The organism is Gracilibacillus sp. JCM 18966 (assembly GCF_055392695.1).
Map to the genome: position 1 here is coordinate 2,766,221 of NZ_AP043883.1, position 24,760 is coordinate 2,790,980.

Below are 24,760 nucleotides of genomic sequence, written 5' to 3' on the forward strand. Positions count from 1 at the left end.
TTGACAAGTAAAAGCAGAGAAATACTGAATCTAATTTGGCACTTAAAACCCGCCTAAGCACCAGAAATAAAAATCCTAAATCTAATTTGGCACTTAATCCCCGCCTATGCACCAAAAATAAAAATCCTGAATCTAATTTGGCACTTAACTCCCGCCTAAGTACCAAAAATAAAAATCCTAAATCTAATTTGGCACTTAACTCCCGCCTAAGTACCAAAAATAAAAATCCTGAATCTAATTTGGCCCTTAACTCCCGCCTAAGTACCAAAAATAAAAATCCTAAATCTAATTTGGCCCTTAACTCCCGCCTAAGTACCCAAAATAAAAATCCTGAATCTAATTTGGCCCTTAACCCCCGTCTAATTACCAGAAATAAAAATCCTCAATCTAATTTGGCACTTAAAGCGTTAGACTTGTCCAATATATTGATATATAGGACAGCATTGAGAGAATTAACACTAAATCTGTCCAATATATTAAAAAGCCAAGAAAGAGATAGCTTTTCCCCAGCCTAGACCGAAAGAGAAAAGCATTATCATCATAAATATTTTCACAAAGCTTACCCGCAATACCCTAAACTCACTCGCCAGAACAATAGTTGTTTCCGTACTTTCAATGAATAACAGTGGATTGTAAAGATAATATTAACCAATGTAAATTAAATTTTACATATTTTTTGACTTTTTGTGGACTTTATCTATTCACTTTAAATGTACGTCCATGTATGATAGGAGTATATAGATAGTAGATGGGGTGCTGGAATGGAAGAGAAAGTTTTAATCGTTGATGATGAACAATCTATTGTGACTCTTTTACAATATAACATTGAAAAGTCAGGATTTCAGACAGAAGTAGCCTATGATGGTACAGAGGGGCTACAGAAGGCGTCAACTGGGGAATTTGATTTAATAGTGCTTGACCTTATGTTACCTGGATTAGAAGGAACAGAAGTGTGCAAGGCGTTAAGACAAAAACAAATAGACACACCAATCCTGATGTTAACTGCTAAAGATGATGAATTTGATAAAGTACTTGGATTAGAACTAGGAGCAGATGATTATTTAACAAAGCCTTTTAGTCCTAAAGAAGTAGTAGCTCGTATCAAAGCAATTCTTCGCAGAACAAAACAACGAGAAACAGCGACAGATCAACCATACATAAAAATTGCAGAGTTATTAATTTACCCTCAACAATACGAGGCGACGATTGATGGAAAGACATTGAGTTTTACACGTAAAGAGTTTGAATTATTACATTATTTAGCGAAGCACAAAGGAAAAGTCTTATCAAGAGATCAACTATTAAGTGCTGTATGGAATTATGATTTTGTAGGAGATACGAGGATAGTGGATGTGCATGTGAGCCATTTACGGGAGAAAATTGAACCTGATACAAAGCATCCAGTATATATTAAAACAATTAGAGGTCTTGGATACAAAATGGAGGAGCCCACTTAATGGATAAGGAGCAAAAAACCAATAGCTTTTATCGATATATGGTGATGATCACCTCCGTATTTTTTTTAATCGGATTAGTTGTGGTTCCTTTTACTACTGGTGATGACCAACTATTTGTTCTCTTTTCATTGCTAATTGGCTATATAGTTGTCTTAATACTAATGTATCATATGTATGAAAACTACGTGAAGCCAATACGAGCAGCCATCAATGTGACAGATGAACTTGTAAAGGGTAATTACAATGTTCGCACATATGTAAAGCCGAGTGGGGAAGCTCAACAGCTGAGTAATCAGCTAAATATGCTCGCTAGGAACTTACAAGAGATGGCAATCCAAGAAAAAATGCAAGGAAGTCAATGGAAAACTGTCATTAACAATATGGAAAGTGGACTTATGCTTATTGACGAGAGAGGCTATGTTCATTTAGTAAATCGTAAATTTTTACATATGTTCGGTAAACAATCCACAAATTATATAGGCTATTTATATTATGACGTATTGGATGATAAGAGCATTCACAAAGTAGTCCAAGAAACATTCTTGTATGAAGATAAGATGATTGGTGCGATTACGCTATCGATTAAGGAAGATAAGCATCATATTGAAGTGGTAGGAGCCCCAGTTATCAATGATGTTCGAGAATTAAAGGGCACGGTACTCGTTTTCCATGACATAACGGATTTGAAACGTGTGGAACAAATGCGAAAAGATTTTGTTGCCAATGTATCTCATGAGCTAAAAACACCGATTACTTCGATTAGAGGGTTTACTGAGACTTTACTTGATGGGGCGATGGATGAGGAGAAACTAAGAAAACAATTTCTTGATATTATTTTAAAAGAGAGCACTAGAATTCAAGCACTTGTACAAGATTTGTTGGAGCTATCAAGACTGGAAAAAGAAGAGATGCAATTATCGCAGAAAATTATTAAGGTCGATGATTGGATTCCTAATATCTTAACATTAATGGAACAACAGGCTAATAAAAAAAGCATCGCATTTCATGCTGATATTGAAAAAGGCCTATCTATATATGGAGACCCAGACCGGTTACAACAGGTAGTATTAAATTTATTGTATAATGCTTTCAATTATACGGCCGAAGGCGGAGAGGTCTCGTTACACATTCAAAACCAACAGAATAATATAGCTTTATTGGTTCAAGATAATGGGATTGGTATTCCAGCTGAAGCTAAACAAAGGATATTTGAGCGATTTTACCGGGTTGATCGAGCGAGAAGTCGAAATACTGGAGGGACAGGATTAGGATTAGCTATTGTGAAACACATAGTAGAAGCACATCATGGAACGATAGAAGTGGAAAGCCAGCTTAACAAAGGATCAACTTTTATAGTAAAGCTACCTAAAAAGTGGTAAGAAAATGTATTAATTTTCTTACCACTTTTGTCATTTTAATGAAACCTTTTTCCTACATATTCGTAGTTGTAGTAAGGGAAGATGGAAGAACATACATAAAAGGGGGAAATCAAATGACGCTTAAACAAATCTATAGCTGGGTTGGCATTGTTGTTGCTGTAATTTTACTCGGTGTCATAGGTTTAACAAGCTGGTACACAGTGGATGAATCCGAACAAGCGGTTGTGGTTACATTTGGAGAGGCCGATGAAGGGACGACAGAACCAGGTCTACATTTTAAATTACCCTGGCCCATTCAAACGGTGGAAACATTATCAAAGGAGACATTTAGTCTAAATTTTGGTTATGATGAGGAAAAAGCGGAAAATGCGGATATCGTAAGGATGATTACAGGAGATGAGAATATTCTCCAAGCAGATCTAGTTGTGCAATGGAAAATTGTAGAGCCGAATAAGTATTTATTTCATTCGAACGATCCAGAACAAATTTTGTATAATGCCACCTCTGCTTCATTAAGAAGTATTATCGGGTCATCCACTATTGATGAAGCATTGACAGACGGAAAAGCAAAAATCGAGAATGAGGTTTTGGACTTATTAGTATCCTTAATGGAGGATTATGATGTTGGGATTGCAATACAAGACGTCAAGCTTCAAGAGGTGGATTTACCTAATGAGGATGTCCGTCAAGCATTCATGAAAGTTACGGATGCAAGAGAAACGATGAATACAAAGAAGAATGAAGCAGACAAATATCGTAATGAGAAATATGAAGAAGCTTTAGGGGAAAAAGATGCCGTTATTACGAGGGCAGAGGGTGACAAGATTCAAAGAATTGAAACAGCACGAGGGAATGTAGCTGCTTTTGATGCATTATATCAAGCCTATGAAAGCAACCCACAAGTAACAAGACAACGACTTGTGTTAGAGACTTTAGAGGAAGTCTTGCCAGATGCTAATATTTATATTATGAATGATGATGGGAATACGATTAAATACTTACCTTTAGGCCAAAACGGTAACACTGCCACCATTCCACCTGCTACTGATGAGTCTCCTAATGATTCTGAACAAAACAGTGAGGAGGAGTCTACAAATGACGAACAATAATGTATATGAGATGAAGAAAATGTCACCAAAAGAGATTAAGCGGTATATTAAAATAGGTATCACGCTTTTACTTATCGTCATTCTCCTAATCATTTTAATCAGCAGTATGTTTGTAGTGAAGGAAGGAGAATATAAGGTGGTTCGCCAATTTGGTGAAGTAGTGAGGATTGAGAGTGAACCTGGATTAAATTTTCGGATTCCTTTACTTCAATCTATTACGACACTTCCAAATAAAAAGCTTGTTTATGATGTCATAGAAAGAGAAATTAATACTTTAGATAAAAAGCGGATGATTATTGACAATTATGCCATTTGGGAAATAACGGATCCTGAGGCAATGATTGCTAATGCTCGTACTGAGATAGGAGCAGAAGCGAGAATGTCAGAGTTCATTTTTTCTATCATTCGTTCTGAGCTAGGTACGCTAAATTATGATCAGATTATTAATGAAGAAGGTAGTACAAGAGGGGATTTAAACCAACGGGTGACAGATCGTGTAAATGAGCTCTTAGAAAGAGATAATTATGGTATTCAGGTGGATGACGTCCGCATTAAGCGTTCTGATTTACCTGAAGAAAACGAGCAATCTGTCTACAATCGTATGATTTCCGAGCGTGAGTCCCAAGCACAACAATATTTGTCACAGGGTGAGGCCGAAAAGAACAGAATCATGGCAGAGGCTGATCGAGATGTAACGGAGATGCTGTCCAAAGCAAATGCCCAAGCAGAGCAAATTCGTGCAGAAGGGGAAGAAGAGGCAGCGAAAATATATAATCAATCCTTTTCAAAGGATGAAGAATTCTATCAATTATACCGTACACTTGAATCCTATAAGAAAACAATAGATGGTGAAACGACCATTATCATTCCACAGGGCTCTCCTTATGCTGATTTACTGATGGGTTATATGGAATAGTAATGCTTGAATAGAGATACAAAGAAAATTTTTTGTATCTCTATTCTGCTTTTATGGAGCAAAACACTATAAAATAAAGGTGGTGAGAAAAATTGAAGACAACACTAATTATGGTTAGGCATGCCGAGTCTCCATACATATTCGGTAAAGAAAGATCAAGAGAGTTATCTGCTAAAGGGAAAGAAGCGGCGAATAAAGTGAAAGAAATTTTAGCAGAACACAAAAATATTTCTATTGTTTCAAGTCCTTATACGAGAGCAGTACAAACTGTTCAGCCCTTAGCAGAATGGAAAGGGCTTTCAATCACCGAGTACGAGGAATTAAGAGAAAGACCAATAAAAGGGCTAAATTATAAACTGGAGGAGAGAGAGTTAGTCAAAGCTATTCAGCAATCATTTGTAGATAAGAACTTCTGCCTAGAAGGTGGGGAATCCACAGCGGAGGCGCAGAGTAGAGCAATCCCTGTTATTCACCAGTTACTGAAGGATCATCAAGGCAAAACAGTGGTAATAGGTACCCATGGAAATATTATGACAATTATGCTGAATTATTTTGACGAAAAATTCGGCTTCGATTTTTGGCATCGTACTTCTAAGCCAGACATTTATGAATTAAGTTTTTTCCAAAATAATTTGGTAAGAATCCAAAGGCTATGGCAGCACGGATGACTGTGAACAAAGATTTGGAGGCTTTGCTTCACTATTGTTTAAAGGAAATGAAAGAGGCTGGTTATGAGTATGCGATCATCGGTCAGGCTGGGCCAATTGAGTTTTATGAAAAGGCTTGTCAAGCAAGGGTCATTCCTATAAAATCCTCATACTAATAAAGAAGAATAAAAATGATATTGTGTTCAAATAGTGGTAAAATAGTGGATAAGATTATACGTATATGCCATTCGGGCATAGATAAAGGAGTTTTTGTGCAAATGTCGAATAAATTAATTCTGATTGATGGAAACAGTATTGCTTACAGAGCTTTTTTTGCTTTACCTTTATTGAACAATGATAAGGGAGTGTATACGAATGCTGTCTATGGTTTTACTACAATGCTACTTAGAATATTAGAAGAGGAAAAGCCAAGTCATGTATTGGTTGCCTTTGATGCTGGTAAAACAACTTTTCGTCATGAAACCTATAAGGAATATAAAGGTGGACGGCAAAAGACACCACCAGAATTAAGTGAACAATTCCCGTTATTAAGAGAACTTTTAGATGCCTTTCAAATTAAGCACTACCAGCTTGAGAACTTTGAAGCAGATGATATCATTGGAACTATTTCAAAGCAAGCAAAGAAAGACGGCTGGAACGTTAAAGTAATTTCTGGTGATAAAGATTTACTTCAACTAGTCTCCGAAAAGATCGATGTAAGTGTAACGAAAAAAGGAATTAGTGATGTGATGAATTATACTCCAGATACATTAAAGGAAGATATGGAAATTAGCCCAGATCAGGTCATTGATTTGAAGGCTTTGATGGGAGATAAATCTGATAATATACCAGGAGTCCCTGGAGTGGGGCAGAAAACGGCCGTCAAGCTGTTAAAGGAATACCAGACTCTCGAAAACTTATATGATCATCTTGATGAGGTATCTGGGAAGAAGTTAAAGGAAAATTTAACAAATCATAAAGATGATGCCTTTATGAGCAAGGACCTAGCAACGATCAATCAGTCTTCTCCAATCGAAATTTCCGTAAAGGATACGTTATATGATGGTTATGATACAACAAATGTACGGAATTTATTTGGTGAATTAGGCTTTTCTTCCTTAATGGGGAGAATCTCTGGTGATGAGGAAGCGGAGGTCGAAAGTACAACGCTTGAAGCAATAGATTTTGAAAAAATCGAAAGTATTTCTGAGGATCTTTTTACAGGTGTTGCTGCATTTGATATAGAGATCCTGGAAGAAAATTATCATCGGGAGCAGATGATTGGTGCATCACTTGTTAATGAAAAAGGTAAATTCTTTATTCCCATCGATGTATTCAAAGAATCTACAGCGTTTAAGAGATGGGCAGAGGATAGCTCGAAGAAAAAATATGTATTTGATGCCAAAAAAATTACGGTACTCCTGAACCGATTCGAAATTGGTATAGAAGGAATTTCCTTTGATTTACTACTAGCTTCTTATCTGATTAATCCATCTGAGAATAATCATGACATTCCTGCTATTAGTCATCGCTTTGGCAAAACCGCTATCCAATTCGATGATGAGGTTTATGGAAAAGGTGCAAAAAAGGGACTTCCTGATGAGGAAGATAAATGGATAGAGCACATTGTTAGAAAAACAACGATGATCTATGAATTAAAGAAACAAATGGAAGATGAGCTAGAGGGGAATAAACAGCTAGATTTACTCTATGAATTAGAGCTCCCCTTAGCACTCGTTTTAGGGGAAATGGAAGCAAGAGGAGTAAAGGTTGATAGTAGTCGACTAGTTGAGATGGGAAAAGAGTTGACCGAAAGACTGAAAGTATTAGAAGAAGAGGTTTATGAATTAGCTGGTGAAAAGTTTAATCTTAATTCACCAAAGCAGCTCGGTCCCATTCTGTTTGAAAAATTAGAGCTTCCGGCTATCAAGAAAACGAAAACGGGTTATTCTACTTCTGCGGACGTTCTCGAGCAGCTACAAGGAAAGCATCCGATAATTGAGAAGATTCTATTATATCGTCAACTGAAGAAATTAGACTCCACGTACATTGCAGGATTACTACGGGAAGTATTTAAACAGGATGAAAAAATCCATACTCGATTTAATCAAGCATTAACTCAGACAGGACGCTTAAGCTCTATTGATCCCAATTTACAGAATATCCCGATTCGAATCGAAGAAGGTAGAAAAATTAGACAAGCCTTTATTCCGTCAAAAGCAGGATGGAAAATGCTTGCAGCGGATTATTCTCAAATCGAACTGCGTGTCCTCGCGCATATTGCAGAAGATGAGAAATTACAAGCAGCCTTCCAACAGGATAAGGATATTCATACTCAAACAGCAATGGATGTTTTTCATGTTTCGGAAAAAGATGTTACATCCAATATGAGGCGTCAAGCAAAGGCGGTTAACTTTGGTATTGTATATGGAATTAGTGATTACGGTTTATCCCAGAGTCTTGGTATTACTAGAAAAGAAGCTAAGAAATTTATTGAACGCTACTTGGAAAGCTATCCATCTGTTAGAGATTATATGAAGGATATCGTTGCCAAAGCAAAGCAGGATGGGTTCGTTACAACGATTATGAACCGAAGGCGTTATCTTCCAGACATTACTAGTCGTAACTTTAATGTTAGGAGCTTTGCTGAGCGAACGGCGATGAATACACCGATTCAAGGAAGTGCTGCTGATATTATCAAATTAGCAATGATTGAACTTGACCGTAGATTAAAAGAAGCAGAGGTAAAAGCACGACTTCTATTACAAGTTCACGATGAATTGATTTTAGAAGTGCCAGAAGAAGAAGTGGATAAGATATCAGACCTTGTAGCAGAAGTAATGGAAAATGCGATCGAATTAAGTGTACCATTAAAAGTAGATGTATCCCATGGTGATACATGGTATGATGCAAAATAAGTTAGGAGAAGTTCAGAAATGCCAGAGCTACCAGAAGTGGAAACAATAAGACAAACATTAAGACAATTGGTCATTGGCAAGGAAATTGAGTCTGTCGATATAAAATGGCCAAAAATTATTCAAAAACCAGATGATATGGAAGAATTCAAGCAGCTATTAGTGGGACAAACAATAGAGGAAATACGAAGAAAAGGGAAGTTCCTTTTGTTCGATTTAACAGATCTTGTGTTAGTTTCCCATTTAAGAATGGAAGGGAAATATGGCGTGTTTCAAAAGGGAGAAGAGATTGCCAAACATACTCATATCACCTTCCATTTTGTGGATGGAACAGAGCTTAGATATCAGGATGTTCGAAAATTTGGCACGATGCATTTATTTGAAAAAGGTGCAGAACTTGATGAAAAGCCTCTAATTCAATTGGCAATGGATCCATTAGAAGAACATTTTTCTTTTACACTTTTTGCCCAAAAAATTCAAAAAAGCGAACGTGTCATTAAAAACATCTTATTAGATCAAACAGTAATCGCAGGACTTGGTAATATTTACGTGGATGAGACACTTTTTCTCGCAGGTATTCATCCATTACGTAAAGGTAATAGCCTAACCTTAAGCGAAATAGAAACCATTTATCAATCAGCAGTGCTTACCTTACAGGAAGCAATTAAGCAAGGTGGAACAACGATTCGTTCCTATGTGAACAGTCAGGGGCAAATCGGCATGTTCCAACAGCAATTACATGTATATGGTCAAACAGACAAAGCCTGTCGGAAATGTCATGACAAGATTGTAAAAATGAAGGTGAATGGTAGAGGCACGCACTTTTGTCCAACCTGTCAACAGCTATAAATGGTGGTGGAGATGAATGATTATTGGCTTAACAGGTAATATTGCTAGTGGGAAGTCAACGGTAAGCAACATGTTAAAAGAATCGTATCAGATTCCAATTATTGATGCAGATATTATTGCAAGACAAGTGGTAGAGCCAGGAGAGACTTCTTATGATCAAATTGTCGAGACATTTGGTCGGGATATTTTACTGGATGATCAGACCATTAATCGAAAAAAACTCGGACAGCTTATTTTTCATGATTCCTCTTTGCGGGAAAAATTAAATAATATCGTTCACCCCGCAGTCAGAAGAAGAATGGAAGAAGAAAAACAGGCACATCTTTCCAGAGGGGAAAAGGTTATCGTTTTAGATATTCCGCTTCTGTTCGAAAATAATCTAACACATTTAGTTGATCGAACCATCGTCGTCTTTACCGAAGAAAAGCAACAATTAAAAAGGTTGATGAATCGTAATCATTTAACAGAAGCAGAAGCAAAGGAGCGAATGAATGCTCAAATGGATCCAGTAAAGAAAAAAAGACTTGCAGATGCGGTTATCGACAATAGCGGTTCTCTAGAACAGACCGAACAACAGTTAGAGAAACTCATGCAAAAATGGAGAATTTTTAATTAGAGATAGGGCATAAATAACCGTTCTGACAGATGGAAAAATTCGTCCTAAAAATAGCTTGTAAAATAGGCGGAAAGCATATATAATCTTTTTGGCATATCTTTTTACTTAGAAATCTCTAACGAAGATGAAGTGAACTTTTGAGGAGAGGAAATGTAAAAAGATCTTTTGGCTAAATCCTTATTGATGAATGCTTAAAGGGTTAGGACCTCTTTGGACTAACTTTCCCCCGTGGTTATTCATGCATGGATTTCAAAAGAATTAGCGAAGGGGGGAGTAAGACATTGGATACAATGGGAAGACATGTTATTGCAGAGTTATGGAATTGTAACCTTGACATTTTAAATGATTTAGACCGTTTAGAGAAGACTTTTGTTAATGCGGCATTAAAGGCAGGAGCAGAAATAAGGGAAGTCGCTTTTCACAAATTCGCTCCATTTGGGGTGAGTGGTGTAGTAATTATTTCAGAATCCCATTTAACGATTCATAGTTTTCCTGAGCATGGATATGCAAGTATTGATGTCTATACGTGTGGAGATATTATTGATCCACATATCGCAGTAAAGTTCATTGAGGAAAAGCTTGAAGCGAAAACAGTAGAAAAATTAGAAGTCCCACGTGGTATGGGAACTGTGAAACTTAAACAAATGAAAGCATAATATGGAGAAACCCTTACATTTCGTAAGGGTTTTATCGTTCATTGCTTATATTCTCCGACATACTTTTCTAATTTATTCGATTTAATCGTTTTCTTCATGAAAACGTGTTAAAATAAAATAAATATAAATACATAGTAAGGTGTGAGGAGAATATGGCATTTCGTGACGTAATAAACAAGAATTTTAACAACCACTCTGAAACAAGAGATAAGCATTGGGACCCAGCGCTTCAAACTCATTATTTTAAAACAACAAAGGATAAAGCTTTTGATAAACTAGTTCCATTGTTTAAAAGTAGAAAAGAATTTGAAGTAGTAGCTGTTTCAAAAGATCATGGCGAAATTAGTTTTAATTATAGAAAAGGAAGAAAAGTCTTTATCATTATGACTATTATTATGGTTAAGCCATATCGAACTGCAATTGATATCTCTGCAACAACAGAGTCTGCGATTCCATTTGATTTTGGCTATAGTCATAAGCTAATTCCAAAGCTTTATGATATAATAAAAAAAGAACTTGACTATATCGGAACAAAGGAATAATGTGTTACGATGAAGAATCGAAAAAACAAGGGATGATTCAAATTGCGATGTCCACATTGTCAATATAAAAGCACAAAAGTATTAGACTCACGGCCAATTGAAGATGGACGATCGATACGTAGAAGAAGAGAATGCGAATCTTGTAGCTTTCGCTTTACCACCTTTGAACGAATTGAGGAAGTTCCACTCATTGTCGTTAAAAAGGAAGGAACGAGAGAAGAGTACAGTCGAGATAAGCTAATGCGAGGCTTGATTCGCGCTTGTGAGAAGAGACCAGTTGCTCTTGAGAAAATCGAGAATATTGCTGTGGAGATTGAGAAGGAATTAAGAAATCGAGGAACTTCCGAAGTGGAAAGTAATGAAATTGGCGAAATGGTTATGGATCGATTAGTAGATGTAGATGAGGTTGCCTATGTTCGTTTTGCATCTGTTTATCGACAATTTAAGGATATCAGTGTGTTCTTAGAAGAATTAAAAGATTTAATAAGAACAGATAACAATCATTAAGAAGAGATTTGGATCATGATGATCTAATAGAATTATTTTATCGGCAATAAAGGGGCTATGTATATGAGTCTAGGCGACTTAGGAAAAATATTACCATCAGAATTATATATAGTCGATTTATCTCGTGATGTACAGCTTTCTTTTACAAGCTCCCTAACACACTTGTATCAACCATTAATTGGGATTGATGCCCTTTCTCTATATCAAACACTATATTCGGAGTCTACTTTGCAAATCGATCGATCCGATTATCAGACACATCATGTGCTGATGAATTATCTCGGTTTACCTCTGGATAGAATTTACCGTGCGAGAAGAAAGCTTGAAGCGATCGGTTTATTGCAGACATTTGAAAGCAATCAAGATGAACAAAAAACTTACCGATATTTGTTACATCCTCCTTTATCCAGTACAGCTTTTTTTCAAAATGATTTTTTAAGCCACTTATTATATCATCAACTAGGTAGTGAAAAGTTTAAGCTTGTGAAATCAGCTTTCTTAAAAAAAGAAGCAAAACAATCTCCATCCTCACTCGAAACGACGGCAAAATTTGAGGATGTTTTTCAATTGAGGGATAAGGACAAGGATGCAGAGCTCATACACAAATATGATGATGAAGTGTCAGAAATTCCTATCAACACGGTCGTTGATTTTGAATGGATAACACAAATATTAGAACAGAGAATGCTACCAGTGAATAAAATTTTGACGGCAGAGAATAAAAAATTGATCAACCAAATGGTAGCAATGTATGATTTGACCAATCATGAGATAGAAAAAGCTTTATTATGGGCAATGAATGATCAGAATCGATTAAATAGAGCAGAATTCCAAGCAGCATGTCTTGACTTAGTTAATGCGAATGGAAGCAAAATATCCTTAAAGGTAACAGAATATAAACAGAAGATTAGTCCCATACCTGAAACATCCGCTCAACCGAAATCAAAAGAAGAGCTTCTAGTGGAACGGTTGGAGCATATTTCACCAAAGCAATTGCTGGAGGACCTATCGGATGGTGCCGCTGCATCTACCCAGGATCTAAAGCTTATAAGTGAAATTATGACACAGCAAGGTTTAACGGCAGGCGTTATGAATGTACTAGTCCATTATGTTATGCTGAAAACAGATATGAAGCTATCAAGGAATTATTTGGAGAGAATTGCAAGTCATTGGGCGCGTAAAAATGTAAAAACCGTTAGACAAGCCATGACATTAGCAAAATCAGAAAATAAAAAATATCAGCAATGGACGACCAATACTTCGAACAAAAGATATCATTATACATCGAACAAGAAGGACATTGTGCCAGATTGGTATAAAAAGCAGAAGGAATCTGCAAAAAAGGAAAAAAGCAAGCAACCAAAAGAATCAGAGCTTGATAGAGAACGGAAAGCACAGGAGGCAGATGCACTCCTAGCAGAATATTTACAACAACATGCAAATGAAGATTAGGGATGATATGATGGAACCAATTCAATCCTCATTAAAAAAATGGATGAAGTCAAATAAGGAATTCCAAACTACCTTCCAGGATATTAAAGAACAGGTGCTACAGGACGAGGAGATTCAAGCACTGTTAAGCGACCATTTGGAATTGGAAGAATCAGATATTGACCGTCATTTAATAAAGCTGTATGAATATAAGGAAGCCTCAAAAGATTGTAAAGATTGCCCCAACTTAGCAGGCTGTAAGAATATTATCAAAGGCTATACACCACATTTAGAATTAAATGATCAAGATATTTCTATTCGTTATGAGAAATGTTCGTATAAAATACAGGATGAACTTCAAAAAGAAAAGGAATCCTTAGTGCAAAGCCTTTATATGCCAAAGCAGATAAAGGAAGCGACATTAGCGCAACTTGATACAACCAGTTATGAAAGAAAAGATATAGGAAAGGAAATCATAGAATTCGTCAAGCATTATTCCCAAGACTCCTTTAGAAAAGGTTTATATATATACGGGCCATTTGGTACAGGGAAATCTTTCATTCTAGGGGTTTTGTCGAATGAATTAAAGAAAAAAAGAATCAATACGGCGATGATCTATATGCCAGAATTTGTACGGGAAATGAAAGCATCGATCCAAAATGATTCCTTACAATCTAAAATCGAGCATTTTAAAAAGGTGGATGTTTTAATGTTTGATGATATTGGTGCAGAATCGATTTCACCTTGGTTTAGGGATGAAGTGTTAGGGGCCATTTTACAATATCGGATGATGGAGGAATTGCCAGTATTTTTCACTTCGAACTATGATTTAGATCAATTAGAAGCACATTTAGCTACATCAAATCGTGGAGATGTAGAGACAATAAAAGCAGGAAGAATTATCGAAAGAATTAAACAGCTTAGTAAACCAATAGAACTTCATCAACGGTTTCGTGATAATGGATAACTTTTAGGCGCATTCGCTTGTATAGCGGATGCGTTAGCTTTTTTCTCCTATGGGCTTCAAAATTTACACTTCTTCGTTTACTCCTTGCATCCATTTTATACTCCTAACGTACAAAGTTAAAAAGACTTGAGGTTATTTTTTTTGTTTTTCACCCATATAATATATCAGTTTGATGGTGATGAGGGTGATGAGAATTGTTAGAAGTATATTTTGAACAAGAGCAAGAAGCGGATGTATTTTATCAGCTTGCTAGAGAAGAAACAGAAACACAATTAAAAGCCATTCGACGTAGGGGAAATAGAAATAGTATATTCATTTTACAGGTCGAATCGGTTGATATGGACATCAAGAAGAAAACATTAGCTAAGCTGTTAAGCAATGTGTATATTACGTGTCGTGAAATTCCTCAAATACGTACCATTTTAGAAAAAAAATATCATTTTTCCAACAAGGAGGAAATAGAACGAATTACGAGTATTGCCCATTCATTGCTTGAGAAGGATGAAGATATTTATGAGGACAAGATTCACCAGCATGAATTACGAGATATATTAATGGCTATTTTTTTGTTGCATTTGGAACCAGACGTTATCCGATTTGATTCGATTGTTCATTTTCGCTTACATCATTATCTAGAACAGCTTACCGAAATTGTAGGACTAGCCATTGATGAATTTAAGCGGGAAGAAGAATACCAATCCTTTATTAACTCTATTCGAGAGTTCGTACATCGTAAACAAGCAGAAGAGGATGTTATTTTTGTATTGGCCGGAGAACAATATCAATTTTATCGAGAGGATGGTACGTGTCTAACTAAAGAAATGCTGGAGGAACTGATGAATCATTTCCCGCTATTTATTTTTGGAATGCAGGAGAATGAATGGAATATTTCCCCATTACTCATGCTTGCGCCAAAGCATCTTTTTCTTTACACGGAGGACCCAAATGACGCCCAAATCAATACTATTCTAAACATATTTCAAGAAAAATGTTCACTATTTCCTTCTGATGCATTTCCATTTTTTGATGCAGAAGAAAAAGAATCTTGATTTTTTTCGCAACAGTCGTTATAATAAACCGCATATAGTAAAAATGTAATTGTTTTGATGAGGACATGATAGTAGGTATGGCTTACTGTTAGAGAGGAGAGTCTTGGCTGAAAGCTTTCTGTAGGACCACTTATTATTACCACCTCTGAACTCTACTTATGAACATACGGGAATGTTTAGTAATAAGTAGCGATTCATCATCGTTAACCGATGCAAGGAAGCTTACATGATTTGGATGTAAGGAAATTGGGTGGAACCACGGGTACAACGCTCGTCCCTTTACTAATAAGTAGAGGGATGGGCGTTTTTATTTTACCTTATTAAAGGATAAGAAATACTAACACATCTGCTAAAGGTCGAACAAATGCGAGTTTATCTAATACGTTAGGAAGGTATAAAATCTCTACACAGCAGAAGTTCGACGTAGCTGAGATTTTAAGGTGCCAAGTATAAGCAAAACTTGACATTCGCTAAAAGACCAGCGAATGTTAGTTTTTCTAATGTAAAGAAGGAGTGTACAAGTATGAGTCATATTCAGATTACTTTTCCAGATGGAAATAGCAAGGAGTTTCCTAAAGGAACAACAGGAGAAGAGATTGCTGCATCAATCTCACCAGGATTAAAAAAACAAGCGATAGCAATTAAGCTTGATCATACGTTTTATGATTTGCGAACACCACTTGAAACAGATGGTGTGATAGAAATTATTACATTAAAAAATCAAGAAGGATTGGAGATTCTTCGTCACTCTACAGCTCACCTGATGGCACAAGCAATTAAGCGAATTTTCCCAAATGTCAAATTGGGCGTAGGGCCAACCATTGAAAATGGGTTCTATTATGATATAGATATGGAAGAAAGCCTAACACCAGAAGATTTACCACGTATTGAAAAAGAAATGAAGCGTATAGTGGACGAGAATTTAGAGGTAGTACGTAAAGAAGTATCACGTGACGAGGCAAAAGCGATATTCGAAGAAATTGGTGATGACCTCAAGTTAGAATTACTTGATGCGATTCCAGAGAATGAAACAGTTACGATCTATGAACAAGGGGAATTTTTTGATCTTTGTCGTGGGGTACACGTCCCGCAAACTAGCAAAATTAAAGTGTTCCAATTATTGAGTATATCTGGCGCATATTGGCGAGGAGATAGCAATAATCAAATGCTTCAACGCATTTACGGAACTGCCTTTGAAAAGCAAAGTCAGCTAGATGAATATTTACGACTTAGAGAAGAAGCAAAAGAACGTGATCATCGCAAGCTAGGTAAAGAGCTAGGTATCTTTACAATCTCTCAAAAGGTTGGGCAAGGGTTACCATTATGGCTTCCAAAGGGAGCAACTATCCGTCGTACGATTGAACGATATATTGTCGATTTGGAAGAAAGATTAGGATATAATCATGTGTATACACCCGTTTTAGGGAGTGTGGAGCTATACAAAACAAGTGGACACTGGGATCACTATCAGGATGATATTTTCCCACCAATGGAAATGGATAATGAAGACTTAATCTTGCGTCCAATGAACTGTCCACATCATATGATGGTATACAAAAATGAACTGCATAGCTATCGAAATTTACCTGTACGTATAGCAGAGCTTGGAACAATGCACCGCCATGAAATGTCGGGAGCACTTGCAGGATTACAACGTGTACGTGGTATGACTTTAAATGATGCTCACATCTTTGCAAGACCAGATCAATTAAAGGATGAATTCAGTCGAGTGGTAGAGCTTGTACAAAACGTGTATCAAGATTTCGGTATTGAGGATTATTACTTCCGTCTATCTTATCGTGATCCAGAGGATACGGAAAAATATATCGATAATGATGAAATGTGGGAAAAAGCACAAAGTATGCTCAAAGAGACGATGGAAGACTTGAAGCTAGATTATGTGGAAGCAGAAGGAGAGGCAGCCTTCTATGGTCCAAAACTGGATGTACAAGTGAAAACAGCACTTGGAAAAGATGAAACGTTATCAACCGTTCAGCTTGATTTTCTATTGCCTGAACGATTTGATTTAACATACATCGGAGAGGATGGGAAAGAACATCGTCCTGTCGTTATCCATCGCGGGGTAGTTTCTACTATGGAACGATTTGTAGCTTTCTTATTAGAGGAATACAAAGGTGCCTTTCCAACATGGCTCGCACCAATTCAAGCACGAATTATTCCAGTTTCCAATGAAGTACATCTCGACTATGCGAAGAAGGTTGAGGATGAACTTCGTTTTGCAGGTGTTCGAGTGGAATTGGATGAGCGTGAAGAGAAAATCGGCTATAAAATCCGTGAAGCACAAACACAAAAAGTACCTTTTGCTATAGTCGTTGGGGATAAAGAAGTAGAAACCAATGCTGTAAACATACGCCGATATGGAGAGAAAAACTCAGAAACGATTGATTTCGAAGAATTTAAGCAATTGATTCAGAAAGAAATAGAAGAGCGTCAATTAAGAAAATAGCTTAAATAAAGGAAAACTCCCCACCTGTTATAAGTGGGGAGTTGTTTTTCTATCTGAAAAAATTTTTGATTGCTGCCAGTCGTATCTTATGGCCACAGTCATCGCAACAAAATATAGCTTTCCTATTTTCTTTGAATTTTTTGTATCTTTCACTGCCTTCATAAACTTTAAACACATTTTTGCAGTTATAGCATTTCACTTCATAATGAAACATTTCATCCCCCCATTTTGCCCTTCCCTTCTAGTTGGTTTGTAAAAAATTGTAATATTCTTAAGCTTTTACATTTACATAAACCAGGTAAAATTACAGATAATGCTTAGCTAACAATTGATTATTTTCTTCCTCTTTCTTCTTTTGCAATTTTCATAAATTTGTTCGTTTCTGCTACAACGACACCCGACAATAGCAACAATCCTATTAGGTTTGGAAATGCCATTAGTCCGTTCATAATATCGGCAAAATTGAATACAACATCTAATGATACAATAGCGCCAATGAAGACAAAGAAGATAAAAATATAACGATAGATTTTTACCCCTTTTTCCCCAAAGAGGTAATCGATCGATTTTTCTCCATAATAAGACCAGCCTAAAATAGTAGAAAAGGTAAAGAACAGGATTCCAAATGTTACAATAATTGAACCAGCATCACCTAGGAATAGTGCAAATGCCGAACTAGTAAGTGCGGACCCATCAAGGCCACTTGTCCATTGATCTGCCATGACAATGGTAATTCCGGTTATGGAACAAATAACAATCGTATCAATAAATACCTGTGTCATGGATACGAGCGCTTGCCGTGCGGGGTAATCGGTTTTTGCAGCTGCAGCGGCAATTGGAGCAGAACCAAGACCTGCTTCATTAGAAAATGCACCACGTGCTACCCCATAACGGATGACAGTACCTAATATCCCACCACCAATTGCTTTTCCAGTAAAAGCATCCTGAAAGATATAACTTATGGCTGTTGGCACAAGGTCAAAATTAAGCACAATGACGACTAATCCACCCAATACATAAAAGACAGCCATAACCGGAACAAAAAATGCGGTTACGCGACCAATACTTTTAATTCCACCAATAATAACTAATCCGGCAAGTACTGTGAAAGCAATTCCTGTTACAAATGGATTGATCGAGAAGGACTCCTCTAACGATGCAGCCGCTGTATTGGATTGAACCATATTCCCAATTCCAAAAGCAGCAATAGAAGCAAATATGGCGAATAAAATCCCTAAGAAACGACCAATGCGTTTATTTTTTAATCCATGTTCTAGATAATACATTGGTCCACCAGACATTTCACCACGCTGATTTTTTTTACGATATTTGACAGCTAAGAGGGCCTCTGCATATTTTGTCGCCATTCCAAAAAGTGCGGTGATCCACATCCAAAAGACAGCACCTGGTCCACCAGCAACCACAGCTGTAGCAACCCCTGCGATATTACCAGTTCCAACGGTTGCAGCTAAGGCAGTCGTTAATGCCTGATAATGGGTTATGTCTCCTTCTGAATTTTTATCTTGATTTTTGCTAAAGGAAAGCTTTAATGCATAGGGAAGAGCACGAAATTGTAAGAAAAGTAGTCGACAAGACAAAAGTATCCCTGTACCAACTAATAAAATTAATAAGGGAGGACCCCATACCCAGCCGCCAATTTCTCCTAATATTTCTGCCCCTTTTTCATTAAAGCTTTGTAACCAATCTAACATAATATCCCTCCCTTTTAAGATTGCGCTTTCATATAACCATATTCATTGAAAAAAAGGATGATGTCAACTGAATAGACAATCTTTTTACTAAAGAGTATAATGTTTAACGGAAGAATCCTATTGTGGTTAAATAGATTGTCTATTATTTATCTATTTTCGAAAAACGATTATTGACTTGTTAAAGTGTACATGTTAAGATAGTTAAAGTGAATTAAATATGATCAGAGACAAGTAGAAGCACCCGCTTCTCACCTGATTGACACAAGTGTTGTAGTTGACAGGTATTTATCCGACTTATTTGTAATGAAATCGAGGATGTGTGGGTGCAGTATGTGTACCGACACTTTTTTGTTATTGAACAAAAAGGGATAAAGTCAATCAGTATTTAAAGGATGATCGACTTGTCTTATTGTTAATATATGATCATGTTTCATTACGCTTTTTATTAAATTTCGGAGGTGGCTGATTATTAGCAAAGATATGAATGTCAATGAGAATATTCGAGCACGTGAGGTTCGACTCATTGATTCTAATGGGGATCAATTAGGCGTAAAATCTCGTCAGGAAGCATTAGATATTGCTCAAACTAGAAATCTGGATTTAGTATTGGTTGCGCCAAAAGCAAAACCACCCGTTTGCCGAATCATGGATTATGGGAAATATCGCTTTGAGCAACAGAAAAAAGAGAAGGAAGCGCGCAAAAAGCAAAAAGTTATTAATGTGAAAGAGGTTCGACTTAGCCCTGGTATTGAAGAGCATGATTTCAATACAAAATTACGTAATGCACGTAAGTTTTTATCTAAGGGAGATAAAGTAAAGGTCTCTATTCGCTTCCGTGGACGTGCGATTACCCATAAGGAACTAGGTCAAAAAGTATTGGAACGAATGGCCGAAGCATGTAAAGATATCTCTTCTGTTGAGCAAAGAGCGAAAATGGAAGGTCGTAGTATGTTCATGATGCTTGCACCTGTTTCTGATAAAAAATAACGAATATTTACGTCAAATATAGTTTAGTTTTACAAGGAGGAAGCTATTATGCCAAAAATGAAGACTCATAGCGGTACTGCAAAAAGATTCAAAAAAACAGGATCTGGAAAGGTAAAACGTTCGCACGCATTTACTAGTCATATGTTTGCAAACAAAACGCAAAAACAAAAACGTAAACTACGTAAATCTGCTATCGTTTCCGCAGGAGATTATAAACGCATTAAACAAATGTTACCGAAATAATAGGAATTCGTTGATATATATAGGAGGGATTTATTATGCCACGTGTTAAAGGTGGAACAGTTACACGTAAACGTCGTAAACGTATATTAAAGCTAGCAAAAGGTTATTATGGTGCAAAACATTCACTATTTAAAACAGCTAAACAACAAGTATTAAAATCAGGTCAATATGCTTATCGTGACCGCCGTCAGAAAAAACGTGATTTCCGTAAGCTTTGGATTGCGCGTATTAATGCGGCAGCTCGCTTAAATGACCTTTCATATAGCCGTTTCATGCACGGATTAAAATTAGCAGGCATTGAAGTTAACCGTAAAATGCTAGCTGATCTTGCTGTGAATGATGAAAAAGCATTTGCACAATTAGCAGACCAAGCAAAATCTGCTTTAAAATAATTTTTATTTAAAGGATTGTTTCATCAGGTGATGGGACAATCCTTTTCTTACATATAAAATAATATAGGAAATGGAGACCTCAAATGATTTTGGTGGCTTATTATATTGTCATGAATCTTATTGGATTTTGGACAATGCAAATAGACAAAAATAGGGCGAAGAAAAATAAGTGGCGTGTTCCCGAGCGTAGAATTTGGTTTATTGCTTTTATTGGTGGAGGGATTGGTGCAACGGTGGGGATGAACGTATTTCGACATAAAACGAAGCATCTTGCGTTTAAGCTATTCCTTCCTTTGCTAGGTATTTTACAGGTGCTTTTAATAGTCTATCTATCTTTTACTCGTGTTCCAATCCCTTAGAAAAAAGCTGTCATAACAGCTCGTCTATTGTCATATTAGTTAAGATAGAGGAGTTGATGAAGCATGCAACTAGAATGGTTATTGCAGATGAAATTATGGGATAGTTATGTACTTGTCGCTCCAATGGCGTTCATTTTTGTTCATATATTAAGACCTATTCTTTTTTTACCTGTCCTGTTATTGTGTATCACGGGGGGATTGGTGTTCGGAATCATTGCTGGGACGATTTATTCTGTGATTGGCTTACTATTTTCCAGTATTATTTTCTATTGTCTTTTATCATGGCTACCAGTCCTATCCAAGAAGTGTGAACAAATTGAAAAAAGATGGCTGAAGCAACGAGAACTCACCATTGTTCAAATTTGTTTGTTAAGGTTATTACCATTTATGCACTTTCATTTGCTTTCCTTCTGTATTTATCAAAATACAAAGAGCTTCATTGAATATTTACGAACAACTCTTTTGTCAGTCCTTCCACTTGCCATTGTTTATACAGCCTTAGGGGATACGCTACAACAAATGCCAATATGGTATGCAGTTCCTGTCACCCTATTTATTCTCATACTTGTCTATTTCTTTAGAAGAAAACAAACCATCATTAAATGGCAAACCTTCTTCTCGCCTACGTCTCATCTTTGAAGATGTAGGCGATCAATAGGATGCTTCCAGTCAATTTCGGCGTGCGGATAGCGTATTAGAATTTCCTCTTCAAGAAAATATAGATCTTTTCGCTCAAAGCCTTGTAGTTTCTCTGGATTTCTGGCATGCATCATAATATGAATAACCTCAAAAGAATCCTCTGTTGTTCCTAAATATTTCTCTCCTTCGAATAAGTAACCATTATAGGTAATAAAAAAATTTTTCTTAATATTCTCATTGTTATCTAAAAAGTAAAATTCTTTCTTCTCTTGGGCAACCTCTAGCTTTCTTTTTGGATTAACGATATATTTAAATGCAGTATATATCAAGATAACTAAGGCAATTAACACTAATAATCGAAATAAAATGACAATCATGAAAGTCCCACTCCTTACATGCTATAAAAATTTCCGTACCCCATTTTCTTTATAGATACGAATGAACAAGTGATAAGGTTTCAAAAATATGAAAAAAACATGATATAATGACGACAGGTATTAGGAGGTGTACAATGAACTGGGAAACATTATTTAAAATGCAACGTGATCTAGACCATTATATACTAAAACAGCATCAATTAAAAAATGAACAAATTGTGGAGAAAAAAGTTTTGGCCCTTTTGGTAGAGATTGGTGAACTTGCTAATGAAACAAGATGCTTTAAATATTGGAGCGTAAAAGCACCAAGTCCAAAAGATGTCATTGCAGAAGAATATGTCGACGGTATCCATTTTATTTTATCTTTGGGATTAGTAATAGGAATAGAAGATTATCATGGTGAGATTGAGGAACCAAGTGAAGAGACGACAGAATTATTTCTCCGTGTATTTGAAGCAATTCATCAGCTGAACAAAGAAAGATCCAAGCAAGCGTTTAACCAGTTATTCTATGTCTATTTACAGTTAGGAAAGAATTTAGGCTTTACACAAGGAGACATTAAATCAGCCTATATCGAAAAAAATAAAGTTAATTTTGAAAGACAAAATCAAGGTTATTGAACTCGGATGTATGACTTTCATAGAATGGCAAAAAATAGACAAAAGTATCTTCAAACAAAAAATTAGGAGGAAATACATATGGCAAATCAGGAACAGATGCTTAACATGTTGAAGGAATTAACAGATGCTAGGGCTATACCTGGTGATGAAAGAGAAGCACGCCAGGTAATGGAAAAATGGATTACCCCATATGCAGACAAGGTATATACGGATCATTTAGGTAGCCTCATTGCTGAAAAAAAAGGAATGGAAAACGGTCCGAAGATTATGGTGGCAGGTCATTTAGATGAAGTCGGTTTCATGGTAACAAGAATTGACGATAAAGGGTTTGTCTATTTTCAGACCGTTGGAGGCTGGTGGAGTCAGGTTATGCTAGCTCAGCGTGTAACCATTCTTACTAGAAAAGGGGATGTTACTGGTATTATTGGCTCAAAACCACCGCATATTTTATCTCCAGAAGCACGCAAGAAGCCTGTAGAAATTAAAGACATGTTCATCGATATAGGTGCATCTAGCAAGGAAGAGGCTGAGAAATTCGGTGTGCTCCCAGGTGATTCGATTGTTCCCTACTTTGAATTTACCCCATTGAAAAATGAAAAGCTATTACTTGCAAAGGCTTGGGATAACCGAATCGGATGTGCCATTGCAATAGAAGTACTAAAACGATTGAAAGATGAATTGCACCCGAACATCGTTTATGGTGTAGCAACTGCGCAAGAGGAGGTTGGCTTGCGTGGGGCAAAAACAGCAGCACATACCATTAAGCCAGATATTGGGTTTGCGGTTGATGTTGGTATCGCAGGTGATACGCCTGGTATTTCTGCTAAGGAAGCGGACAGTAAAATTGGAGAAGGACCACAAATTATTTTATATGATGCGTCCATGGTATCTCATAAAGGGTTACGTGACTTTGTTGTGGAAACAGCAGATGCGCAGCATATTCCGTATCAGTATTCTTCCATGGCAGGTGGAGGAACAGATTCTGGTTCGATTCATTTAACTGCTAACGGAGTGCCTGCCTTATCTATTACGATTGCAACAAGATATATTCATACACATGCAGCCATTTTACACCAGGATGATTTTGATAATGCTGTTCAATTAATAGTTGAAGTTATCAAACGATTAGACAGTGATACCGTTGAAAAAATTACTTTTAGCTAATAGAAATGCAACGAGGATAGGGCAAAACTAAATAAGGAAAGGAAAATCCGAACAATTTTCTGACTAAGCGAAGTATTTTGACGGAGCGGTTCCAGTTCAGAAATATTACTGTTCGGATTTTTTCTTCTTTACTACTCATTTGTCTCTGTCTGTTATTTTTCTTGACGGACTATCAAGAAAAAATACTTTCCCGTGCTTCATAATGAATCGGCAGCGAAGTATGTTCATGAACGATGTACCAAGAGGAATCCTTCTCCTTCCTAAAACCTAATGTCAACCTTAATGTCATACTTTCTCCAGTATCTTCTATGTATGTAACGATTCCATGAGTAAATGCGATATGGTCACTTTCCTCCATGATTAAATCCTTCCACTCCACATCAAGACTAAGGTCACTTTTGATTAATCCTTCGAACCATTCCGTCACTACTTTTCTCCATTGGGAAATACCTTCGATTTTCCAGTTATTCCAGCAGTCATAAATAAGAATGTCAGAAGAATAGGAGGAAAGGAAGCCTTCCACATCTATTTCCGAAATAGTAGCTTTATAATTTTCCAATACTTCCTGAGGATTATTCCAGTTAGATTTCATATATACTCACACCTCCATTTTGGCTCTATTTCTGTAAATTTTACCACAGAAGCAAAGGCCAAGTTTCTTTTAAATTGCTGAAAGTATGAAAGCGTTATTGTAATGTTTGATAAGATGTAGTAAAGTGTAAATAACTTATACGTATATTTTATGAGGTTAATTTATATA

At 36.5% G+C, this 24,760-nt stretch carries 28 protein-coding genes and 2 other annotated features; of the genes, 24 read left to right on the forward strand and 4 right to left on the reverse strand.

Going from position 1 to position 24,760, the window contains the following annotated elements:
• Positions 1–35: 35 nt before the first annotated feature.
• From ACZ5N5_RS13195 to thrS, 17 genes are all read left to right on the forward strand, one after another.
• Positions 36–515, forward strand: coding sequence for a hypothetical protein (locus tag ACZ5N5_RS13195; protein WP_464372634.1), 480 nt, complete (start codon positions 36–38; stop codon positions 513–515).
• Between the two features lie 246 nt (positions 516–761).
• Positions 762–1,457, forward strand: a complete 696-nt coding sequence (locus ACZ5N5_RS13200) for a response regulator transcription factor (protein ID WP_109983917.1) — start codon at positions 762–764, stop codon at positions 1,455–1,457.
• Positions 1,457–2,836, forward strand: coding sequence for a two-component system histidine kinase PnpS (pnpS, locus tag ACZ5N5_RS13205; RefSeq protein WP_109983918.1), 1,380 nt, complete (start codon positions 1,457–1,459; stop codon positions 2,834–2,836). The genes ACZ5N5_RS13200 and pnpS overlap by 1 nt, the downstream gene beginning before the upstream one ends.
• Positions 2,837–2,949: 113 nt before the next feature.
• Positions 2,950–3,945 (forward strand): FtsH protease activity modulator HflK, encoded by a 996-nt coding sequence (gene hflK, locus ACZ5N5_RS13210; RefSeq protein WP_054788258.1) that lies wholly within the window; start codon positions 2,950–2,952, stop codon positions 3,943–3,945.
• Positions 3,932–4,861, forward strand: coding sequence for a protease modulator HflC (gene hflC, locus ACZ5N5_RS13215; RefSeq protein WP_109983919.1), 930 nt, complete (start codon positions 3,932–3,934; stop codon positions 4,859–4,861). The genes hflK and hflC overlap by 14 nt, the downstream gene beginning before the upstream one ends.
• 92 nt (positions 4,862–4,953) lie before the next feature.
• Positions 4,954–5,529: a histidine phosphatase family protein gene (locus tag ACZ5N5_RS13220; RefSeq protein ID WP_054788259.1), complete on the forward strand. Its 576-nt coding sequence runs from the start codon at positions 4,954–4,956 to the stop codon at positions 5,527–5,529.
• Positions 5,526–5,684 (forward strand): hypothetical protein, encoded by a 159-nt coding sequence (locus tag ACZ5N5_RS13225; RefSeq protein WP_464372635.1) that lies wholly within the window; start codon positions 5,526–5,528, stop codon positions 5,682–5,684. Before ACZ5N5_RS13220 ends, ACZ5N5_RS13225 begins: the two co-directional genes overlap by 4 nt.
• Positions 5,685–5,786: 102 nt before the next feature.
• Positions 5,787–8,426 carry a DNA polymerase I gene (gene polA / locus ACZ5N5_RS13230; protein ID WP_464372636.1) on the forward strand — a complete coding sequence of 880 codons (2,640 nt, stop codon included), beginning with the start codon at positions 5,787–5,789 and terminating at the stop codon, positions 8,424–8,426.
• Positions 8,427–8,444: 18 nt separating this feature from the next.
• Positions 8,445–9,272: a DNA-formamidopyrimidine glycosylase gene (gene mutM / locus ACZ5N5_RS13235; RefSeq protein WP_464372637.1), complete on the forward strand. Its 828-nt coding sequence runs from the start codon at positions 8,445–8,447 to the stop codon at positions 9,270–9,272.
• Positions 9,273–9,288: 16 nt separating this feature from the next.
• Complete coding sequence (gene coaE, locus ACZ5N5_RS13240) at positions 9,289–9,888, forward strand: dephospho-CoA kinase (protein WP_109983922.1); 600 nt, start codon at positions 9,289–9,291, stop codon at positions 9,886–9,888.
• 281 nt (positions 9,889–10,169) lie between these two features.
• Positions 10,170–10,544, forward strand: a complete 375-nt coding sequence (gene speD / locus ACZ5N5_RS13245; protein WP_109983923.1) for an adenosylmethionine decarboxylase — start codon at positions 10,170–10,172, stop codon at positions 10,542–10,544.
• A gap of 152 nt (positions 10,545–10,696) precedes the next feature.
• Positions 10,697–11,086: a hypothetical protein gene (locus ACZ5N5_RS13250; RefSeq protein ID WP_054861431.1), complete on the forward strand. Its 390-nt coding sequence runs from the start codon at positions 10,697–10,699 to the stop codon at positions 11,084–11,086.
• 42 nt (positions 11,087–11,128) lie between these two features.
• A complete protein-coding gene (gene nrdR / locus ACZ5N5_RS13255) occupies positions 11,129–11,593 on the forward strand; it encodes a transcriptional regulator NrdR (protein WP_054788263.1) in 465 nt (154 codons plus the stop codon).
• Positions 11,594–11,656: 63 nt separating this feature from the next.
• Complete coding sequence (locus ACZ5N5_RS13260; RefSeq protein WP_464372638.1) at positions 11,657–13,045, forward strand: replication initiation and membrane attachment family protein; 1,389 nt, start codon at positions 11,657–11,659, stop codon at positions 13,043–13,045.
• 10 nt (positions 13,046–13,055) lie between these two features.
• Complete coding sequence (gene dnaI, locus ACZ5N5_RS13265) at positions 13,056–13,991, forward strand: primosomal protein DnaI (protein WP_464372639.1); 936 nt, start codon at positions 13,056–13,058, stop codon at positions 13,989–13,991.
• Positions 13,992–14,185: 194 nt separating this feature from the next.
• On the forward strand, positions 14,186–15,040 hold the full coding sequence (ytxC, locus tag ACZ5N5_RS13270) for a sporulation protein YtxC (RefSeq protein WP_109983924.1): 855 nt from the start codon (positions 14,186–14,188) through the stop codon (positions 15,038–15,040).
• Between the two features lie 45 nt (positions 15,041–15,085).
• Positions 15,086–15,322: a binding site (T-box leader), on the forward strand.
• 241 nt (positions 15,323–15,563) lie between these two features.
• Positions 15,564–17,507: a threonine--tRNA ligase gene (gene thrS / locus ACZ5N5_RS13275; RefSeq protein WP_464372640.1), complete on the forward strand. Its 1,944-nt coding sequence runs from the start codon at positions 15,564–15,566 to the stop codon at positions 17,505–17,507.
• A 49-nt stretch (positions 17,508–17,556) separates the two neighbouring features.
• Here the strand turns inward: thrS and ACZ5N5_RS13280 are convergent, their stop codons facing one another.
• Both ACZ5N5_RS13280 and ACZ5N5_RS13285 read right to left on the reverse strand, forming a co-directional pair.
• Positions 17,557–17,721, reverse strand: a complete 165-nt coding sequence (locus ACZ5N5_RS13280; protein ID WP_109983926.1) for a DUF2197 domain-containing protein — start codon at positions 17,719–17,721, stop codon at positions 17,557–17,559.
• Between the two features lie 118 nt (positions 17,722–17,839).
• Positions 17,840–19,219 carry an alanine/glycine:cation symporter family protein gene (locus tag ACZ5N5_RS13285; protein WP_109983927.1) on the reverse strand — a complete coding sequence of 460 codons (1,380 nt, stop codon included), beginning with the start codon at positions 19,217–19,219 and terminating at the stop codon, positions 17,840–17,842.
• A 223-nt stretch (positions 19,220–19,442) separates the two neighbouring features.
• Positions 19,443–19,575, forward strand: a sequence feature (ribosomal protein L20 leader region).
• 124 nt (positions 19,576–19,699) lie between these two features.
• Between ACZ5N5_RS13285 and infC the strand changes: the two genes are divergently transcribed.
• The 5 genes from infC (at position 19,700) to ACZ5N5_RS13310 (ending at position 21,839) form a co-directional block, all read left to right on the forward strand.
• Positions 19,700–20,206, forward strand: a complete 507-nt coding sequence (gene infC, locus ACZ5N5_RS13290) for a translation initiation factor IF-3 (protein WP_464372641.1) — start codon at positions 19,700–19,702, stop codon at positions 20,204–20,206.
• A 48-nt stretch (positions 20,207–20,254) separates the two neighbouring features.
• A complete protein-coding gene (gene rpmI / locus ACZ5N5_RS13295; RefSeq protein ID WP_109983929.1) occupies positions 20,255–20,449 on the forward strand; it encodes a 50S ribosomal protein L35 in 195 nt (64 codons plus the stop codon).
• A 35-nt stretch (positions 20,450–20,484) separates the two neighbouring features.
• Positions 20,485–20,841, forward strand: a complete 357-nt coding sequence (gene rplT / locus ACZ5N5_RS13300) for a 50S ribosomal protein L20 (protein WP_054861435.1) — start codon at positions 20,485–20,487, stop codon at positions 20,839–20,841.
• A gap of 83 nt (positions 20,842–20,924) precedes the next feature.
• Entirely contained in the window at positions 20,925–21,200 is a 276-nt protein-coding gene (locus tag ACZ5N5_RS13305) for a DUF1294 domain-containing protein (RefSeq protein ID WP_054788267.1), read from the forward strand.
• Positions 21,201–21,263: 63 nt separating this feature from the next.
• Complete coding sequence (locus tag ACZ5N5_RS13310) at positions 21,264–21,839, forward strand: TVP38/TMEM64 family protein (RefSeq protein ID WP_109983930.1); 576 nt, start codon at positions 21,264–21,266, stop codon at positions 21,837–21,839.
• Here ACZ5N5_RS13310 and ACZ5N5_RS13315 read toward each other — a convergent pair.
• Complete coding sequence (locus tag ACZ5N5_RS13315; RefSeq protein ID WP_109983931.1) at positions 21,830–22,216, reverse strand: sigma-w pathway protein ysdB; 387 nt, start codon at positions 22,214–22,216, stop codon at positions 21,830–21,832. The two genes, ACZ5N5_RS13310 and ACZ5N5_RS13315, sit on opposite strands and share 10 nt — an antisense overlap.
• A gap of 134 nt (positions 22,217–22,350) precedes the next feature.
• Here ACZ5N5_RS13315 and ACZ5N5_RS13320 point away from each other — a divergent pair, with 134 nt between their 5' ends.
• On the forward strand, positions 22,351–22,836 hold the full coding sequence (locus ACZ5N5_RS13320) for a dUTP diphosphatase (protein WP_054861437.1): 486 nt from the start codon (positions 22,351–22,353) through the stop codon (positions 22,834–22,836).
• A gap of 78 nt (positions 22,837–22,914) precedes the next feature.
• Positions 22,915–24,000 carry a M42 family metallopeptidase gene (locus ACZ5N5_RS13325; RefSeq protein WP_109983933.1) on the forward strand — a complete coding sequence of 362 codons (1,086 nt, stop codon included), beginning with the start codon at positions 22,915–22,917 and terminating at the stop codon, positions 23,998–24,000.
• Between the two features lie 172 nt (positions 24,001–24,172).
• On the opposite strand, the gene ACZ5N5_RS13330 is transcribed toward ACZ5N5_RS13325, so the two are convergent.
• Complete coding sequence (locus tag ACZ5N5_RS13330) at positions 24,173–24,592, reverse strand: YybH family protein (RefSeq protein WP_464372642.1); 420 nt, start codon at positions 24,590–24,592, stop codon at positions 24,173–24,175.
• Positions 24,593–24,760 lie beyond the last annotated feature (168 nt).